Origin of the sequence: Clostridium merdae (assembly GCF_900176635.1) — a bacterium.
GTDB lineage: Bacteria > Bacillota > Clostridia > Oscillospirales > Acutalibacteraceae > Faecalispora > Faecalispora merdae.
In genome coordinates this window covers 1-2,026 of record NZ_FXLN01000001.1, presented here as the reverse complement: position 1 = coordinate 2,026, position 2,026 = coordinate 1, and the positions used below count along the sequence as shown (strand labels likewise).

At 55.5% G+C, this 2,026-nt stretch carries 1 protein-coding gene; it reads left to right on the top strand.

Annotated features, from left to right (window positions below):
* The coding region (locus CAN90_RS00005) for a collagen-like domain-containing protein (protein WP_187138270.1) at positions 1–1,685 on the top strand (1,685 nt) is incomplete at its 5' end.
* Positions 1,686–2,026: the final 341 nt, after the last annotated feature.

Below are 2,026 nucleotides of genomic sequence, written 5' to 3'. Positions count from 1 at the left end.
CTGGTCCGGCAGGTGATACGGGTCCGACAGGCCCCACAGGGCCAACCGGACTAACGGGCGATACGGGTCCGACAGGCCCCACAGGGCCAACCGGACTAACAGGCGATACCGGTCCTACAGGACCCACGGGTCCAACCGGCCCAGCAGGCGATACCGGCCCGACAGGCCCGGCAGGCGATACGGGTCCAACCGGCCCAGCAGGTGATACGGGTCCGACAGGCCCAGCGGGCGATACGGGTCCAACCGGCCCCGCAGGTGATACGGGTCCGACAGGCCCAGCGGGCGATACCGGCCCGACAGGTCCAGCAGGCGATACGGGTCCGACAGGCCCCGCAGGTGATACCGGCCCAACTGGCCCCGCTGGTGATATTGGTCCAACCGGCCCAGCAGGCGATACGGGTCCAACCGGCCCGGCAGGCGATACGGGTGCAACCGGCCCAGCAGGCGATACGGGTCCGACAGGCCCGGCAGGCGATACGGGTCCAACCGGCCCCGCAGGCGATACTGGCCCGACAGGTCCAGCAGGCGATACGGGTCCGACAGGCCCCGCAGGTGATACGGGTCCAACCGGCCCAGCAGGCGATACTGGTCCAACCGGCCCAGCAGGTGCTACTGGCCCAACTGGTCCGGCAGGTGATACGGGTCCGACAGGCCCAGCGGGCGATACCGGCCCGACAGGTCCAGTAGGCGATACGGGTCCGACAGGCCCCGCAGGTGATACCGGCCCAACTGGCCCCGCAGGTGATATTGGTCCAACCGGCCCAGCAGGCGATACTGGTCCAACCGGCCCTGCAGGCGATACTGGTCCAACCGGCCCCACAGGTGCTACTGGCCCAACCGGCCCCGCAGGTGATACGGGTCCAACTGGCCCCGCAGGTGATACGGGCCCGACAGGCCCGGCGGGTGATACGGGTCCAACTGGCCCGGCAGGTGATACCGGCCCGACAGGCCCGGCGGGTGATACGGGTCCAACAGGCCCCGCAGGTGATACGGGTCCAACCGGCCCCACAGGTGCTACTGGCCCAACTGGTCCGGCAGGTGATACTGGCCCAACTGGTCCAGCAGGTGCTACGGGTCCAACCGGCCCAGCAGGCGATACCGGCCCGACAGGTCCAGCAGGAGATACGGGTCCGACAGGCCTAGCAGGCGATACGGGTCCGACCGGTCCCGCAGGTGCAGGTAATGCCATTATGACTTTTGCAACTAATGGCGTAACTAACGTAAAAAGTCTTGCAAATGGTGAGGCAGGTGAACCAGCTATAATTGGAACTGTCAATCATGGTTATATTACAACATCAAATCTTCAGCCCACATTGACAATGACTACAACTGATATGAATGCATTAGAGCAACCAGTGTCGGTACCTCGTGATGGTAATATTTCTTCACTGTCTGTATACTATCTTGCCTCTTCTGCTACTACTGTTGGCTCAGATGCAACTATGAGCGTAGAAGTGTATGTATCAGATCCTCCTAGTAACACTTTTACCTCGACTGGGTTTAAAGTTGACTTTCCACTCCCTAATTCGGTACCGTTGGGCAATAACGCATCACTCACTTTTGATTCTGCTACTCCGCTTCCTGTAAACAAATCAGCCCTTATGGTTCTCGTAGGATCATTGACAACTGGTGCAGGTGAAATCACCTTTCCTGTTTATATTAATGGATCGGTTGCTATCACTTAATTATTTATCAATGAGTAAAAGATTTACTAGATAGATAAAAGCATAATACAAATTGCCAGCTTTGAAGAGCTGGCAATTTGTATTGATTTGATAAGTCAAAAGAAAAGAAATAAAAATTAAATATAGGAGGATTATTATATGATAACTAAGATTAACCTGTATGTTTTCACCAGTGTAGAAACTAAAAAACAGCGGTGATCAAGAAGTAAAAGATAAATGAACCTACCTGTACAAGCGTGCATAGTTTGTACTACGGTGAATGTATATAAATTTCTTTATAGCATCACACGTATGTTTTTTAAAAAGAGAGGTTTCCTTTATGGCTTCTATGCAATTGAGTC